Annotated in this window: 15 protein-coding genes; 12 read left to right on the forward strand and 3 right to left on the reverse strand. The window is 41.8% G+C overall.

The window, feature by feature from the left end; translation table 11 throughout:
* On the forward strand, positions 1-236 hold a 236-nt coding region (tnpA, locus tag LPA49_RS03615), incomplete at its 5' end, for an IS200/IS605 family transposase (protein ID WP_230235610.1).
* A 74-nt stretch (positions 237-310) separates the two neighbouring features.
* On the opposite strand, the gene ald is transcribed toward tnpA, so the two are convergent.
* Positions 311-1,432 (reverse strand): alanine dehydrogenase, encoded by a 1,122-nt coding sequence (gene ald / locus LPA49_RS03620; RefSeq protein ID WP_036968120.1) that lies wholly within the window; start codon positions 1,430-1,432, stop codon positions 311-313.
* A 142-nt stretch (positions 1,433-1,574) separates the two neighbouring features.
* On the opposite strand from ald, the gene lrp reads away from it, so the two are divergent.
* From lrp to LPA49_RS03655, 7 genes are all read left to right on the forward strand, one after another.
* Positions 1,575-2,054: a leucine-responsive transcriptional regulator Lrp gene (gene lrp / locus LPA49_RS03625; RefSeq protein WP_036968123.1), complete on the forward strand. Its 480-nt coding sequence runs from the start codon at positions 1,575-1,577 to the stop codon at positions 2,052-2,054.
* Between the two features lie 141 nt (positions 2,055-2,195).
* On the forward strand, positions 2,196-4,688 hold the full coding sequence (locus LPA49_RS03630) for a DNA translocase FtsK (RefSeq protein WP_036968127.1): 2,493 nt from the start codon (positions 2,196-2,198) through the stop codon (positions 4,686-4,688).
* Positions 4,688-5,314 carry an outer membrane lipoprotein chaperone LolA gene (gene lolA / locus LPA49_RS03635; RefSeq protein WP_065979979.1) on the forward strand — a complete coding sequence of 209 codons (627 nt, stop codon included), beginning with the start codon at positions 4,688-4,690 and terminating at the stop codon, positions 5,312-5,314. Before LPA49_RS03630 ends, lolA begins: the two co-directional genes overlap by 1 nt.
* 3 nt (positions 5,315-5,317) lie before the next feature.
* On the forward strand, positions 5,318-6,655 hold the full coding sequence (locus tag LPA49_RS03640) for a replication-associated recombination protein A (protein ID WP_036968135.1): 1,338 nt from the start codon (positions 5,318-5,320) through the stop codon (positions 6,653-6,655).
* Positions 6,648-7,034 carry a fluoride efflux transporter CrcB gene (gene crcB, locus LPA49_RS03645; RefSeq protein ID WP_074989576.1) on the forward strand — a complete coding sequence of 129 codons (387 nt, stop codon included), beginning with the start codon at positions 6,648-6,650 and terminating at the stop codon, positions 7,032-7,034. Before LPA49_RS03640 ends, crcB begins: the two co-directional genes overlap by 8 nt.
* Before the next feature lie 8 nt (positions 7,035-7,042).
* Positions 7,043-8,347 (forward strand): serine--tRNA ligase, encoded by a 1,305-nt coding sequence (gene serS / locus LPA49_RS03650; RefSeq protein WP_036968138.1) that lies wholly within the window; start codon positions 7,043-7,045, stop codon positions 8,345-8,347.
* Between the two features lie 202 nt (positions 8,348-8,549).
* Positions 8,550-10,094 carry an arylsulfatase gene (locus LPA49_RS03655; protein ID WP_230235612.1) on the forward strand — a complete coding sequence of 515 codons (1,545 nt, stop codon included), beginning with the start codon at positions 8,550-8,552 and terminating at the stop codon, positions 10,092-10,094.
* A 139-nt stretch (positions 10,095-10,233) separates the two neighbouring features.
* On the opposite strand, the gene LPA49_RS03660 is transcribed toward LPA49_RS03655, so the two are convergent.
* Positions 10,234-11,433: an Nramp family divalent metal transporter gene (locus LPA49_RS03660; protein ID WP_036968144.1), complete on the reverse strand. Its 1,200-nt coding sequence runs from the start codon at positions 11,431-11,433 to the stop codon at positions 10,234-10,236.
* Between the two features lie 1,119 nt (positions 11,434-12,552).
* On the opposite strand from LPA49_RS03660, the gene LPA49_RS03665 reads away from it, so the two are divergent.
* A complete protein-coding gene (locus LPA49_RS03665) occupies positions 12,553-12,969 on the forward strand; it encodes an MAPEG family protein (protein WP_036968147.1) in 417 nt (138 codons plus the stop codon).
* A 116-nt stretch (positions 12,970-13,085) separates the two neighbouring features.
* Here LPA49_RS03665 and LPA49_RS03670 read toward each other — a convergent pair whose 3' ends face one another.
* Positions 13,086-14,933 carry an ABC transporter ATP-binding protein gene (locus LPA49_RS03670; protein ID WP_074989601.1) on the reverse strand — a complete coding sequence of 616 codons (1,848 nt, stop codon included), beginning with the start codon at positions 14,931-14,933 and terminating at the stop codon, positions 13,086-13,088.
* A 158-nt stretch (positions 14,934-15,091) separates the two neighbouring features.
* Between LPA49_RS03670 and LPA49_RS03675 the strand changes: the two genes are divergently transcribed.
* From LPA49_RS03675 to LPA49_RS03685, 3 genes are all read left to right on the forward strand, one after another.
* Positions 15,092-15,919 carry an alpha/beta hydrolase family protein gene (locus LPA49_RS03675; protein WP_180310860.1) on the forward strand — a complete coding sequence of 276 codons (828 nt, stop codon included), beginning with the start codon at positions 15,092-15,094 and terminating at the stop codon, positions 15,917-15,919.
* Between the two features lie 4 nt (positions 15,920-15,923).
* Positions 15,924-16,319: a VanZ family protein gene (locus LPA49_RS03680; protein WP_180310859.1), complete on the forward strand. Its 396-nt coding sequence runs from the start codon at positions 15,924-15,926 to the stop codon at positions 16,317-16,319.
* 68 nt (positions 16,320-16,387) lie between these two features.
* Positions 16,388-17,299: a diguanylate cyclase gene (locus LPA49_RS03685; protein WP_180310858.1), complete on the forward strand. Its 912-nt coding sequence runs from the start codon at positions 16,388-16,390 to the stop codon at positions 17,297-17,299.
* The last annotated feature ends 23 nt before the right edge of the window (positions 17,300-17,322 follow it).

Genomic DNA, 17,322 nt, shown 5'->3' on the forward strand with positions numbered 1-17,322 from the left:
AGATACCGCCGAAGTTATCAGTCTCGAAATTAATGGGTGCTTTAAAGGGAAAAATAGCGTTAAAGCTATTTAGCAAATATCCATACTTAAGGAAAAACAAGTTATGGGGAAACCATTTTTGGCAGAGAGGGTACTTCGTAGATACTGTAGGGATAAATGAAGAAATAATAAGGCGGTATGTCAGGCACCAAGAAAAGGAAGAGGTGCAAGAGCAGGCGCAGTTAACACTCCAGTAAACAACGCCCCCTTCTAGGGGGCTAATGCAAAGCCACCTTCTTTAGAAGGTGGATCTTTTACTTCACAATGCTAATTAAGCATTTTCAACTGCTGTACGTGGGTCAACATATTCCATGTTGAATGCTTCAGCTACTTCTTTGTAAGTAACTTGGCCTTTAATCACGTTTAAGCCTTTTAAGAAGTGTGCATCGTCAAGAAGCGCTTTCTTATAGCCTTTGTTAGCAAGGTTGATGATAAACGGTAATGTTGCGTTATTAAGTGCGAACGTAGAAGTACGTGGAACAGCACCTGGCATGTTTGCAACACAGTAGTGAACAACGTCATCAACAATGTAAGTAGGATCAGCGTGTGTCGTCGCTTTTGAAGTCGCGATACAACCACCTTGGTCGATTGCAACGTCAACGATTGCAGAACCAGGCTTCATTGCTTTAATGTGTTCAGCTGTCACTAATTTAGGCGCTGCAGCACCTGGGATTAGTACGCCACCGATCACAAGGTCAGCTTCTAGTACGTGTTTCTCTAGCGCATCAGCGGTTGAGTAAATCGCTTTCACTTTGTTACCAAACTGAGCGTCTAGTGCACGTAATACATCGATGTTACGGTCTAAAACAACCACATCTGCACCTAGGCCAACTGCCATTTGTGCTGCACTACGACCAACCATGCCGCCGCCGATAACAACAACTTTAGCTGGCTCAACACCTGGTACACCACCAAGTAACATACCACGGCCGTGGTTCGACTTTTCTAGCGCTTGTGCACCAGCTTGGATTGACATACGACCAGCAACTTCACTCATCGGTGCTAGAAGTGGTAAACCGCCACGAGCGTCTGTTACTGTTTCGTAAGCGATACAGATTGCGCCACTTTTAACAAGGTCTTCAGTTTGTGGAAGATCAGGTGCTAGGTGAAGGTAAGTAAATAGAATTTGGTCTTCGCGTAACATTGCACGCTCAACCGCTTGTGGCTCTTTTACTTTTACGATCATTTCAGCTTTAGCAAAAACGTCAGCTGGGGTAGGTAAAATTTCAGCGCCTGCTGCAATATAATCTTCGTTAGTGAAGCCAATGCCCATACCTGCATCAGTTTCAACGAACACTTGGTGGCCATGGTTTACTAGTTCACGAACACTCGCAGGAACCATACCTACACGGTATTCATGGTTTTTAATTTCTTTTGGTACACCAATAATCATAGTTTTTCGCCTTAATAGAACGGGATAAAATTTTCGACTATTATATTCATGACATGGCAGTGTGTCTCACCTTTTTTAAGTTCATTTGTAGTGATATAATCTAAAAAATATATTTTAACAGTGTAAAACTCTGGTTTGGCGTATGCATCAATTACTTGACAGAATAGACCGAAAAATTTTAATGGAATTACAGCTTGATGGAAGGCTCTCTAACGTAGAGTTAGCAAGGCGTGTAGGCTTAAGTGCGACCCCGTGTTTAGAGCGTGTAAAGAAGCTTGAAAGAGAAGGCTACATACTCGGGTACAAAGCAGTTGTTGATCCTGCAAAATTGGGTCAGGGGTTGTCGGTGTACGTTGAGGTCACGATTACGAAAACCTCACCTGATGTATTTGAAGAATTTAATGCGGCGGTAAAAAAGCACGATGAAATAATTGAGTGTCACCTTGTTTCGGGTAATTTCGACTTTTTATTGAAGACCCGCGTTAATGACATGTCAGAATACCGTAACGTACTGGGTGATATCTTACTTAAGTTACCTAATGTAAGTGAGAGCCGTACCTACGTCGTGATGGAAGAAGTAAAAGGTGAGCAAGGGGTGATTATTCGTCCTTATATTGCATAAACTGTTAAAATAAACAAAGAGTAACAAAAACTTGTTCATTATCAGTCCATCATGGTTAAGATAAAGTGCAACAAACGGCATTTCCTGCTAAGGTATTTCACTGCTAATCGATGAGTAAAGAATAATAAGGAATAGGGAGCTATGCGCCTAAATGGTGTTCAAAGACTGTTAGAGACTGGGCTAATTATCAGCACCTTTGCTGCAGTATTTATTTTATGTGCATTAATCAGTTTTGATCCTGCCGACCCATCATGGTCGCAAACCGGTGAATTTGTTAATGTAAAGAATATTACCGGCACAGCAGGTGCGTGGATAGCAGATATCTTATTGCTTACATTTGGCTGGCTTGCCTATTTGGTGCCAGCGGCTATTCAGTTATTTGGTTACTTATTATTTAAGCAGCCCCATCGCATATTCCAACTTGATTACACCACGCTGGCTTTAAGAATCATTGGTTTTGCTTTATTTATTACCTCTGCAACCGCGATTAGCAGCATCAATTTTGACGATATTTATAATTTTTCATCGGGCGGGGTAGTAGGGGACGTTATTGCCTCGGCGATGATGCCGACCTTTAATTTTACTGGCACATCTATTTTATTACTGTGTTTCTTTTTCGCAGGCTTAACGCTTTTAACGGGTGTGTCATGGGTGCAATTTGTTGACTTCTTAGGTGATTGGGTAATGCGTGCCTTTTATTTTACACGCAAGCACTTGTCGGCCTGGCTTCAACGCGAAAAAGACGCAAATAAAGCTGTTCTTTCATCAGAACCCGATGCGAATTTTGTCGAGCCTGATAGTGAGCCTTCAATTGGTTTTACCGAACCCGATGTAAACCAACCTGCTCAAGAAAAAGCGGCTGCAAAACCAGCTAAAAAAACAGAGTCTGAATTTAATGGTTTTGATGAACTTGACGATATTTTAGATCAAGAAATCGGTTTTAGTGCGCTTGATGATGAATCGTTTGACACTGTATCAGCTCTCAATGCGCTTGATCAAAGCCCCGTTGTTGAACCTGAAAAGCCAACGACAACGGTTGTCTCTCCTGCACGCCCAATGCCAAAGGCAAAGCCTGCGTATCAGCCACCTCCAACTGCAAAAGAAAAATTTGAGGCCTTATTAGAAGAGCAACCGCCAGCAACCCCGTTACCGTCGCTGGAGCTGTTAGACCGCCCAGATAAAGCGAAGAACCCATTATCGCAAGAAGAGCTTGATGGCATTTCACGTTTAGTTGAAACCAAATTGCTTGATTTTAATATTCAAGCCACGGTTGTCGGCGTATACCCAGGCCCTGTTGTTACGCGTTTTGAACTCGATTTAGCACCGGGTATTAAAGTGGCGAAAATCACCGGTCTTGCAAAAGATTTAGCGCGCTCGCTGTCTGCTGTCAGTGTGCGTGTTGTTGAGGTTATTCCGGGTAAAACCTATGTTGGTATTGAGTTGCCGAATAAACACCGCGAAATCGTGCGTTTAAGCGAAGTAATCAATGCCCCTAAGTTTGAGTCAAACCCATCACCATTAACCATGGTATTAGGAAAAGATATTGCCGGTGAGCCTGTGTGTGCTGACTTGGGTAAAATGCCTCATTTACTTGTCGCTGGTACCACTGGTTCAGGTAAGTCAGTGGGCGTTAATGTAATGATATTAAGCTTACTGTACAAATCAGGGCCTGATGATGTACGTATGATTATGATAGACCCTAAAATGCTTGAACTTTCTGTGTACGAAGGTATTCCGCATTTATTGTGTGAAGTGGTCACAGACATGAAAGAAGCGGCTAATGCACTGCGTTGGTGTGTGGGGGAAATGGAGCGTCGTTATAAGCTTATGTCGGCACTGGGTGTGCGTAACTTAAAAGGTTACAACCAAAAAGTATTGGATGCGAAAGAGGCCGGTCAACCGATCCTTGATCCACTTTTTAAAGACACTGACGGCATGGCTGATGGCCCTGAAGAGCTGGGTAAACTGCCTAGTATTGTCGTGGTGATTGATGAATTTGCTGACATGATGATGATTGTCGGTAAAAAAGTAGAAGAGCTAATTGCACGTATTGCACAAAAAGCCCGTGCAGCAGGTATTCACTTAGTGCTTGCAACACAGCGCCCGTCGGTTGATGTTATAACGGGTTTAATTAAAGCGAATATTCCAACGCGTATGGCGTTCCAAGTATCAAGTAAGATTGACTCGCGTACCATTTTAGACCAACAAGGTGCTGAAAACTTACTGGGTATGGGTGATATGCTTTACTTACCGCCTGGCACCAGCGTGCCTGTGCGTGTTCACGGTGCATTTGTTGATGATCATGAAGTTCATGCCGTGGTCGACGATTGGAAGAAACGGGGCAAGCCAAATTACATTGATGAAATTTTAAATGGTGATGCCACAGAAGAAATTTTACTACCAGGAGAAACCAGTGAAGACGGTGATGAAGAGTCAGATCCGCTTTACGATGAAGCAGTATCATTTGTGATAGAAACCGGCAAAGTGTCGGTATCGAGTGTACAACGTAAGCTTCGCGTTGGTTATAACCGCGCAGCACGTTTAGTGGAACAAATGGAAACGTCAGGCATTGTCAGTGCGCCAGGTCATAATGGTGCCCGAGAAGTATTAGTGCCCAATGGTGGAGCAAATTAATGAAAAAAATTACAGTGTTAACCCTAATAGTAGGGTGTTTATTAAGCAGTCAAAGTCGTGCTGACGACAGCCAAGCATTGCAACAGCAACTTGGCGCAATTAACAGTTTTAAAGCGCAATTTATACAAAAAGTAACCGATGCACAGGGCGAAGCCATTATGCAAGGTGAGGGCAATATTGCGCTTCAGCAACCTATGATGATTCGCTGGCAACAGCAAAGCCCAGATGAAACGTTATTTGTTTCTAACGGTGAAAAAACCTATTATTTTGATAGCTTCGCTGAGCAAGTTACCATAATGAATACCCATAGTCTGATAGATTCAACCCCGTTTGTGCTACTTACATCAAAAGACCCTGAGCAGTGGGCTAAATACCAAGTATTGGCCACCGATACAGGCTTTAGTGTTACACCAAATAAAGGCATAGAAAGCCAAGTTGAGCAACTTGATATTGCATTCAGTGATGATAAACAGGCTTTATCTTCATTGACCGTGATGGATACCTCGGGTCAGCAATCGTTATTTACCTTTAAAGATGCTCAGGTTAATCAACCATTGGCTACGACGACCTTTGAATTTATCATTCCTGAAGGTGTTGAAGTTGATGATCAAAGCCAAGGTGAATAGGGCTTGAGTAATCTAGGATTTAATTTTGGTCCTGATGTGCGCCCACTTGCGGCGCGCATGCGACCTGAAACATTGAATGACTACATTGGTCAGCAACATCTTTTAAGCCCTGATAAACCGCTATACCAAGCAATTTTAGCTGGGCGCTGCCACAGCCTGATTTTGTGGGGCCCGCCGGGGGTTGGCAAAACCACTCTTGCGCAAATTATTGCTAATCATGCAGATGCAAGTCTTATTCAAATGTCTGCTGTCACCGCTGGCGTAAAAGACATCCGTGAAGCGGTCAATGAAGCCAAAGCTAACCTTGCTGGGCGAGGTCAGCGTACGCTATTATTTGTCGACGAAGTACACCGTTTTAATAAATCACAACAAGATGCCTTCTTGCCTCACATAGAAGACGGCACGTTTATTTTTGTTGGCGCCACCACAGAAAATCCTTCGTTTGCACTCAATAACGCCATACTTTCACGTGCGCGTGTTTATGTACTTAAAGCGTTAGAGCAAACCGATTTACACAATGTGATTGAGCGCGCATTACGTGATGATGTAGAGCTAAGTGAAAAAAACATCGTCATTGCCGATAACGCAAAGCAGGCACTTTGCCAAGCCAGCGACGGTGATGCCCGTAAAGTACTCAATTTACTTGAACAAGCCGTTGATTTAACCACTGAAAAACAAGGTAATTACCTAATTGATCAGCATGTTTTAAGTCAAGTGCTGCCAACGCATTTAGCGAAATATGACAAAGGGGGCGATGAGTTTTACGATCTAATCTCTGCGTTTCATAAGTCTGTACGAGGCAGCTCACCCGATGGTGCTTTATATTGGTATTGCCGTATTTTAGCGGGGGGGGGCGACCCGCTATATGTTGCAAGACGTTTATTAGCCATCGCGACAGAAGATATCGGCAATGCAGACCCTCGCGCTATGGAAGTTGCACTCAATGCATGGGATATTTATCAGCGAGTGGGGCCAAGTGAAGGTGAACGTGCCATAGCGCAAGCCACGCTCTATTTAGCCAGTGCGCCTAAGAGCAATGCTGTGTATATGGCTTTTAATCAGGCCAAGCACGATGCGCAAAATGAACCTAGTTACCCTGTACCAGAGCACCTGCGTAATGCACCTACCAGCCTAATGAAAGATTTGGGCTATGGTGCTGAGTATCGTTATGCGCATAACGAAGAAGGCGCATTTGCCGCAGGCGAAAAATATTTTCCTGAAGCTATTAGCGATAGGCAGTATTACTTTCCTACGGATCGCGGGCTTGAGCAAAAAATAAAACAAAAGCTGGATTATTTAACGCAGCGAAATGAGCAAAGCGATATTAAACGTTATGAATAGTTTAAAACTTTACATGATGATTGCATTGGGTGGCGCATCAGGTGCTTGCTTACGCTATTTTCTTAGCGAAACAATGCTAAAACTGCTGGGTAGGGGATTCCCTTTTGGCACGTTGACAGTTAATATTCTTGGTTCATTGTTAATGGGCATTTTATACGGCTTGATTGAAAAAGAAATAATCGCTGTTAGCCCTGCTAAGACCTTAATTGGTATTGGCTTTTTAGGTGCATTGACCACCTTTTCAACATTCTCAATGGATTCGTTGTTGCTGTTGCAACAAGGTCACTTTTTTAAAATGGCCCTCAATATCACCTTAAACGTGGTGGTGTGTATATTTATGGCTTGGCTGGGCCTTCAGCTGGTAATGCAAAAAGGTTAAAAACTAACATGTTAGATTCTAAATATTTACGTCAAGATATTGAACAAGCGGCTGCGCGTTTAGCAACACGCGGCTTTGAACTTGATATCGATGCAGTGACTGCACTTGAAGAAAAACGCAAAACATTACAAGTAAAAACGCAAGAACTTCAAAGCGAACGTAACGCAAGTTCCAAAGCTATCGGCCAAGCTAAAGCCAAAGGCGAGCACGATAAAGCACAAGCTTTGCTTGATTCGGTCAGTACCCTTGGGGATGAACTAGACAGCGTAAAAGCAGAGCAAGACGCAGTGCTTGAAGAGCTTAAGCAAATTGCCCTTGCCATTCCAAACTTACCAGATGAGTCAGTTCCTGTTGGTGAAGATGAAGAGCAAAACGTTGAAATCTCAACGTGGGGTACACCAAAATCATTTGACTTTGAAGTAAAAGATCACGTTGATGTAGGTCAAGACGTAAAGGGTCTTGATTTTGAAATGGGCGTGAAGATCAGTGGTGCACGTTTTACTGTGATGCGTGGCCAAGTTGCGCGTATGCACCGTGCATTAACTCAATTCATGCTTGATACGCACACCGATAAAAACGGTTACACAGAAATGTACGTACCTTACCTTGTTAATAGCGCAAGTTTGTACGGTACAAGCCAACTGCCTAAGTTCGCCGGTGATTTATTCCACACGTTAGGTTTAGTGGATGACGAAGGTCAACAACAACCTGGTTTTAGCTTAATTCCAACAGCAGAAGTACCCCTTACGAACTGTGCCCGCGATGAAATTTATGACGAAAGTGACTTGCCAATTCGTTTAACCGCGCATACGCCATGTTTCCGCAGTGAGGCCGGCAGCTATGGTCGTGATACACGTGGTCTTATTCGTCAGCACCAATTCGACAAAGTTGAATTAGTACAGCTAGTAAAACCAGAAGACTCAATGCAAGCGCTAGAAGAGCTAACAGGTCACGCAGAGCAAATCTTACAAGCATTAGAGCTTCCTTACCGTAAAGTGATTCTTTGTACCGGCGATATGGGCTTTGGTGCTGCGAAAACTTACGATTTAGAAGTATGGTTACCTGCACAAAATACCTACCGTGAAATTTCATCGTGTTCAAACATGGTTGATTTCCAAGCACGTCGCATGCAAGCGCGTTTCCGTCGTCAAGGTGAGAAAAAACCAGAACTATTGCATACACTTAATGGTTCAGGTTTGGCTGTAGGTCGTACATTGGTTGCCATTTTAGAAAACTATCAACAAGCTGATGGTTCAATTGTTGTGCCAGAGGTATTACGCCCATACATGGGAGGCTTAGAGGTTATTAAATAAGTTTTATTAGCCTAATAAGTTAAAAATGCCGCATAGGGAAACCATGCGGCATTTTTGTTTGTTTTTTAACTAATTAATTTGCGGAAGTGTAAACATTTAGTAGACTAAAAAGGTACCTTTAGTACTCAATACCAATCTACATTAATACTTAATCATTTAGTTAAGTGGATTGTGATACTCCAAAACACGAAGGATTGCTGTTATGAAAAGATTTCTCGCCGTCGCATCTGCTGCTTTGTATTTAGTAAGCTCAGTGGCGTTCGCTAAAGATAAACCCAATATTCTTATAATATTCCCTGATGATGTAGGGTGGCAGAATATAAGTGCCTATGGTTTGGGTACAATGGGCTATAAAACCCCAAATATTGATAAACTCGCCCATGAAGGCACGATGTTCACTGATCATTATGCTCAACCGTCATGTACTGCTGGTCGCGCGGCCCTTATTACCGGACAGTACCCAATCCGTAGTGGCATGACAACTGTTGGCAGACCCGGCGCAGAGCTTGGTTTAAAAGCGGGCTCCTATACTCTTGCTGAAGTTCTTAAAGAGCAAGGTTACGCTACGGGTCAATTCGGTAAAAACCATTTAGGTGATCGCAACGAGCACTTACCAACCGTTCATGGTTTTGATGAATTCTTTGGAAACTTATATCACTTAAATACCCAAGAAGAGTTTGAGCAAGTTGATTACCCTAAAGATCCTGAATTCTTCAAAAAATACGGTACACGCGGGGTTTTACACACTTATGCAACTAATGTAGATGACAAAACAGTTGATCCACGATTTGGTAAAGTTGGTAAGCAAAAAATTAAAGACACAGGCCAGCTTTCTCGCGAGCGAATGAAAACGGTTGATAAAGAATTCATGGATGCAAGTTTAGACTTTATCAAGCGAGCACAAAAAGAGAATAAGCCGTTCTTTGTGTGGTTTAATCCAAGCCGTATGCACATGTATACCCGTTTAAGTGATGAAAGTCGTTATTTAGCTGCCAAGCACACTACAGAGCACGATTTGTATGGTAGTGGCTTAATTGAGCATGATCAACAAGTGGGTGAATTGATGGCTGCACTTCAAGACATGGGTGTGCTAGATAATACGATCGTTGTTTACTCGACAGATAATGGTCCAGAACACAGTGCGCGTCTTTATGGTGGTACAACGCCATTCCGTGGAGAAAAAATGACAACCTACGAAGGCGGTGTACGTGTACCAATGATTGTTCGTTGGCCAGGTAAAGTACCCGCAGATAGAATTTTAAACGGTATTCAAACACACATGGATATTTACACCACTTTGGCAGCTGCTGCGGGTGAGCCTAATGTAGCCAAAAAAGCACTTAAAGAGCATAAACAGCCACTTGATGGTGTAAATAACTTAGATTACTGGTTAGGAAAAACAGATGACAGTGCACGTGACCACTTTTTCTATTATTACGAATCAAGCATTAAAGCGATTCGCTATAAACAATGGAAGCTGCATTTTGAAACAAGCGAAAACTACTATGCACAGTATGAAAAACAAAAGTTCCCCATTTTCTACAACCTTCGCATGGATCCGTTTGAAAGCTTTGATGGTTTGACTGACCGCTCTGATATAGTTCAGGCTAAACAATGGCTTAACGAACCTGTACAACACTTATTAGGTGAGCATATTAAGTCGCTTACTGAATACCCACCGCTTCAAAAAGCAGCAAGCTTTGACTTTAGCCAGCTTATGGAGCAGTTAATGTCAGGTAAGCAATAAGACAAAGCGCATAGACTTGAGCGCATAAAATTTAAGCCGCATAGGGAAACCATGCGGCTTTTGATTAAGTAATATTGCGCTGGTATGGACGACTAATCTGTTATAAATGGCTTTGATTTTACCATTTCGCACAATCACTTTAGAAAATCAAACTGAATAATTTATAAATACTTAAACTAAAAATGAGTAACAAGACAGGGAAAATAACAACATTAACAAAAACAGAGTTAGTGTATTCTCCCATAATTGATTTTTGATTCACCAACCAAACAAGGTAGCAAGTCACAATCGGCAGGAGTAAGCCATTGGCTGCTTGCGCAAAGATGATCACCGCAACAGGGTCAAGTCCGAGAGACGCCACAACCGCACCAAACGCTAGGATAATAATTGCCACACCTTTAAAGCGTGTATTACTCATTTTTGTTGACCAACCCAACATACCACACACGGCATATGCACCCGCTAGAGGAGCCGTTATTGCACTGGTGAGGCCCGCAGCACATAAGCCAATAGCAAAAAAGTAGTGAGCCATTCCACCCAACAAAGGCTCTAGTTGTACGGCCATATTGGCTGCAGAAATTTTACCCGCATCGGTGCCATAAAATGCCACGGAAGCTGTTGATAAAATTGCTAAGGTAATAATACCGCCAAGGGTTATTGAGATACTGGTATCTACATTAGTTTCTTTAATAACCTTTTCAATATCTTTATTTTTGTCATGTTTTTGGGCAAGGACGCCTGAATGTAAAAACAGATTATAAGGAACAATGGTGGTGCCGATTAAGGCTAATACCGTGGTAATGGAGTTATCAGGTAAACTTGGTATAAAGCCTTTTAAAACGAGAGTTAAGGGCGGCGCAGCCATTATTAATGTCGAAATAAAGACCAAGCTCATCAGCACAACTAAAACGATCAATGCACCTTCAATTACTTTATGCTTTCCGGTATACAACAGCACGACACTTAAAATTGCAATCAAAGGTGTCCAAATCAAAGGATTAAACGAGGGCAATATTTCTTGTAAACCCAGGCTTGCTCCAGAGAGGTTGCCTGCTTCATAGGCTGCACTGCCAATCCCTATTGCGCTGATCACCAAAAACGCGGCTAATAACTTAAACACAGGCGTTTTGATGGTTGTTCTCAGTGCAGTTGCTAAGTCTTGTCCCGTTGTAACACCGAGTCTAGCAGCCATAGATTGCAGCAAAATAGTGGCGATAACCGAAAATAAGAGTGTCCAAATTAAAGCAAAACCAAAGTTTGCCCCTGCAACGCTTGCGGTGGTAATGGTGCCTGGGCCTATAAAGGCAGCAGTGACAAGAAGTCCGGGTCCTAAACGCATGTAAAACCTTTTTATTATTAGAATAGTGAATTTTAGCTAATCAACTCATCGCTAGGCAGCAAAGCCACCGTGTGAGAAGTGCTGTCTGTAGATGCTCACGATATAATGTGTGGTTCTGAGGGTAAAGTAAAAACGGTGAGATTTGAGGGGGCAAAACGAAAACTACTTCAAAAGTGCAAGTAAATTGATAGTTAGCATACTTAATTATGATTATTTGAATGAATTTATTTACTCTTTTTAGTGTTTTAACGTTCTTAAATCAATATAGTAAAAATGAGCACAATAAAAAATATTCTTGTTTATTTGCGACGCTGTTTGCGGTATTGCGTCATACACATTTATTTAGCGCAGTGAGATAAATGGCAGTGAACGTTGAGTGAGTTAACTTTATCAAAGCGTGTTCAGCGCATTCCATGGTCATGTTAATTACGCACAGTCATTTGGTTTTGCAACTAAAGAACAGAACTTTAATGTCACCAACAACGCATTGTAAACTGGGTTCAATCTCTAAAGACGGCAAAGCAACAGGGATTGCCCGAGTTGCAGCACAAGCAAAGCTTACGGTGTACTACTAATATCGGACTTTTCAATTCAGTGACTACTGACAAGCGTACAATAGTATACAGCGCATCGCTTGGTGACTTAGGCAGCAAGTAGCCAGCCTGTTGGTCATTCATTACTGCAGCAAAGCGCGCTCGGCCCGCGCTGGTACATCGCAGGAGCTGGGGCATTTTATCGACAACAAATGATATGTCTGATTTTACTTTATTTAGCTCTTCGAGAAAGCAAAATACTCTTTAAACAGTCTTGATAAGAATGTTCGCGCCTTGAATAAATGAAACAGCGGGTTATCAGTGTTTTTATGGCAATGCTAGGGTACTTTATGTTTTAGGGTACTTTATATTTTAGGGCATAAGGTTGGGCACTTAATGAAGTGGTCGCGGGAAATAAGCGCATATTGCATGTGGCACACACATTGTAAAATTTATACACAGTCCGTACTAATTATGCAGTTTTAAGATTTTAAAAAATTAATCTCATTAAAAATCAGTGGGTTAAATTGGTTTGCTTTTTGCAAGGTTAAAATAATTCGTCTTATTTTAACAAAAGGAATTAACAATGCCTGAATTAACCTTGTCTGCTTATTTTGCTGTCTATGTTTACTTAATCATGCTTATTGTTCAATGGGGTGTGGCTGCGGTTGTTAAGGCAAAACAACCCGGTGCTGTACCTGGTAAGTTTAACGCATCTTTGGGTCATGAAAGCTTTGTATTTCGTGCGCATCGCACGTTTATGAATAGTTTAGAAAATAGCCCGTTGTTTTTAGGTGCGGTATTTTTAGGTTTTTTTCTAAATGTGAATAGTAATGTATTCGCTCTGTGTATCTGGGTGTATGTGATAGCAAGGATTATTCACATGCTGCTGTATTACGCTATTGCAACAGAAAAGAACCCAAGCCCGCGCAGCTATTTCTTTTTGATTGCAGCGATTGCCAATATAGCCCTCGTGGTATTAATAGGGTTACGTTTAGTGTAGTGGTCATCATTTTTTAAGCCTAATGTGCTTTGTTTTTAAACCACATTAGCGAAAAAAAAGAGGCATTGAATGAATTATCAATGCCTCTGCGATTAAGCGTTTAAATACGCGATTTACTACTCAACACCTATAAAACCACCGGTTTGATGAGACCATAAGGCAGCATAAATACCGCCTTGCGCTATTAATTGTTCATGGCTGCCTTGTTCAACAACACCGCCTTCATCCAGCACGATGAGTCTGTCCATTTGCGCAATGGTTGATAAGCGATGGGCAATTGCGATGACCGTTTTACCCGTCATTAAATCATCAAGGCTGGTCTGTATAGCGGCTTCGACCTCGGAGTCAAGCGCACTGGTTGCTTCGTCTAAAATGAGAATGGGTGCATCTTTAAGTAGTACGCGTGCAATCGCGATTCGCTGGCGCTGTCCCCCAGATAGTTTGACACCTCGTTCACCCACTTGAGCAGCAAACCCTTTATTGCCTTTGCTGTCTTCTAAATCTTCGATAAACTCAAGCGCTTTTGCTTGTTTTGCTGCGGCTAACATTTCATCTTCTGTTGCATCAGGTCTACCATATAAGATGTTATCTTTTACAGAGCGATGCAGTAGTGATGTGTCTTGCGTCACCATTGCGATGTGTTTACGTAAGCTCTCTTGGCTTACCGTAGCAATATTTTGGTTATCAATGGTGATATTTCCGGAATCAACATCGTAAAAGCGAAGAAGCAAATTAACCAACGTTGATTTACCGGCACCTGAGCGGCCAACTAGGCCAATTTTCTCACCTGCTTTAATGTTTAAATTTAAACCATTAATAACGGGGCCACGGTGCGTTTCATTTGCTGCTTTACCATAATTAAACTGCACGTTTTCAAAGTTAATTGCACCTTTCGATACCGCAAGCGTTGACGCGTTGGGTTGATCGTCAACCTCGATAGGCGTCGATAAAGTCTTCATACCATCGGCAACCGTGCCAATGTTTTCAAATAGGCTGCTAATTTCCCACATGATCCACTGTGCCATCCCGTTTAATCGCAATGAAAGACTGACAGCAATAGCGATTGCACCAACAGAAATAGCGCTAATCGACCACAGGTATAAAGATAAGGCAGCAATACTAAAGACCAGTAAATAATTTAAGGTATTGATCGAAAAGTTAAGGCTCGTCACTAAACGCATTTGCTTATAAACAGGTTGTAAAAACACATCCATGCTGTCTTTGGCGTATTGCTCTTCTCGCTGAGTATAAGAGAACAATTTGATTGTTGAAATGTTGGTGTAACTATCGACTACGCGGCCTGTCATTTCTGAGCGTGCATCAGCTTGCGAGCTGGCAACACGCTTTAGCTTAGGAACAAAGTAAAGTTGAATGGCTGCATATAATAGTAACCAAACTAATAGTGGGATCATTAAACGCCAGTCAGATTCTGCGACTAAAAATACCATCGCGCCAAAATACACCACAATGTACATCAAAACATCGAGCAGCTTCATCACGGCCTCGCGAACTGCAAGAGAGGTTTGCATTACTTTAGTCGCAATGCGGCCCGCAAACTCATTTTGATAAAAACTGATACTTTGGCGAAGTAAGTAGCGGTGAGCTAACCAACGTATAGACATTGGGTAGTTACCTAGGAGTGCTTGGTGTAAAACCGCAGAGTGAAAAAACACCACGATAGGCAACACAACAAGCAGTATCACAGCCATTCTGATCAACTCAGATTTTTGCTCAACAAATAAAGTCTCTGGTGTGTATTGGCCTAGCCAGTCAACTAACTGACCCATGTAACTAAAAAGAGAAACCTCTAAAATAGCTAATGCAGCTGCACTTAATGACATAAAGAATAATGACAGCTCCATGCCTCGCGTATAATGGCGGCAAAAAGCAAACAAACTATTGGGCGGCTGAGAAGGCTTTTCTTTAGGAAATGGATTGGTCATCCGTTCAAATATACGATACATAAGCGACGCTTTTATAAAATTAAGTAGTGGTACTATATCATTGAGCTGGCTTTTTAGCAGAGCATTTACGATAAAAATAACGTTTAAAATACAACATTTATTCATGTATTTACATGTATTTAAATTAATGAAAACATAGCAGGAAAAAGGACGCCATCATGAAAAAATTACTCTGTGCATTGTCGCTATTAGTGTGTTTGCCTGTCAGTGCGTATCAGCTCGAAACCGTTACGTTTAAAGGTCAAAAAACAGCGATTGAAAAGCCGCTGACTGTCATTCTACCGCAGGGTTACAATTCGTCTGTACGTTATAACGTGGTGTACGTATTGCACGGCTTTAGCGGAAACCATACCGATTGGTCAAACCTGACAGAGATAGAAAGATTAGCAGATCACTATAACGTCATTATCGTCAATCCGGATGGTAACTATGGTTCGTGGTATGTTGATTCTGAAGTAGATAACGCATCTCAATACGAAACATACATTGCAGATGATGTCGTTAATTTTATTGATAATACATATGCAACGAATGCCAGTAAATCAGGCAGAGCAATAACAGGCTTGTCGATGGGAGGGTTTGGTGCATTGCATATTGCAATTAATAACCCTGAACGGTTTGCTGCGGTATCGGGTATCTCAGCTGGGGTTGATGTAAGGCCGTTTTCGGCAGAATTTGACTTAGCAAATGTGCTGGGCAGTTATGCACAAAATAAAGCCCGCTGGGATGATATTGCCATTATAAACAACCTTCATAAAATAGCTGCCGGGAATACGGCTTGGAAAAAAGGCGACGACAGTTTAGCGATTATGCTCGATATAGGAGTTGATGACTTTTTTATTGAACAGAATCGTGCATTACACCACGCTATGCTCGCAATGCGAATACGCCATGACTATATTGAGCGTGCTGGGAAACATGACTGGCATTATTGGCGTCGAGTGATCCCTTATCAGTTTTTATTCTTAACATCTCATATGGAGTAATAACATGTTACAACGCGCACTGGTCGTTTTAGCTGCTGCTTTTTTTATTTTTATCGGCTGGGTAATTTACCTCGCTAATACGGGTCAGAAAGCGGTGTTTTTTGATCTCGTTGCTGCCATTCCTTACGGTGATAAAGTAGGCCATTTTTGTCTGTTCGGGTTACTTACTTTGTTTATTAATCTTGCCTTTAAATTTAAAACGTTTGTTGTGGCCGGGTACACTATCTATTATGCCGCAGCAATCGTGGTAACGTTCGTGGTGTTAGAGGAGTTGAGTCAATACTTTGTTGAAACTCGGACGTTGGATTTTATTGATTTAGTCGCTGATTTTATGGGCATTGCTTTTTTTAGTGGTATTTCTGTTTGGTTATCTAAGCGCTTATACCCGATCAAAAATTAATTTTTAGTGGTTTAGTGACTCGCTTTGTTTCGGCTATACTCAGAATATGGGTTGCTTAGAAGTCGCTTATGAATACAAAAACATCTGAATATTTGCCTGATATTGTTGAGCTTTTACTAGACGCTGTGTGTGTTGTAGATGTTAAAGGTTGCTTACTTTTTACAAATCCTGCCTTCGAAACTATTTTTGGTTATTCACCTGGCGAAGCAATTAATAGACAAATGCTCGATTTTGTTTACCCCGAAGACAGAGCAAAAACCATACACGCAATTAACCAAATAATGAACAACAATCAGCATCCACGGTTTGAAAATCGCTGGGTAAGAAAAGATGGCCGGATCGTGCATGTTTTGTGGTCAGTGTATTGGTCACAAGATAAGCAAGTCAGAGTCGCCATTGCGTATGACATAACAGAGCAAAAAAACCTCGAACAAAAGCTTATCTATTTAGCAGGGCATGACCCACTCACTGACTTACCAAACCGAAGCTTTTTAATAAACCAACTTGAAGAATCACTGTCAATCGCTAATACGCTTTCGTCGGTGCTTGGGGTGTTGTTTATTGATATAGATGGATTTAAGCAAGTTAATGATATTCATGGTCATGCAGCAGGTGATAAATTATTAAAAACCATCGCGATGCGAATTCGTCATGTGCTTAAAAAAAATGACAGTGTAGGTCGCTTAGGGGGTGATGAGTTCGTTGTCATTTTAAACAGTATAAAGAACAAGCAAGACATTCTTATGTTGGTCGACACGTTAAAGAAAGAGATAGCAAAGCCACTTGAATTTAACGATGCCGAGCTTGCTTACTCCCCTAGTATGGGGGCCGTAATGTTTCCTGAATATTATGGTGATGCAGAGTATTTGATTCAATGTGCTGATAAAGCCATGTACCGTGCCAAGCATTCGGGGGGGAATCAAGTTGTGTTTTATAACGATGATATAAAGCTACCCGGCGCTCAAAGTATTAAACCATAAGTAAAAGTTCAACTGCGACTCAG

It is taken from the genome of Pseudoalteromonas sp. MB41 (assembly GCF_020966275.1).
GTDB classification, from domain to species: domain Bacteria; phylum Pseudomonadota; class Gammaproteobacteria; order Enterobacterales; family Alteromonadaceae; genus Pseudoalteromonas; species Pseudoalteromonas lipolytica.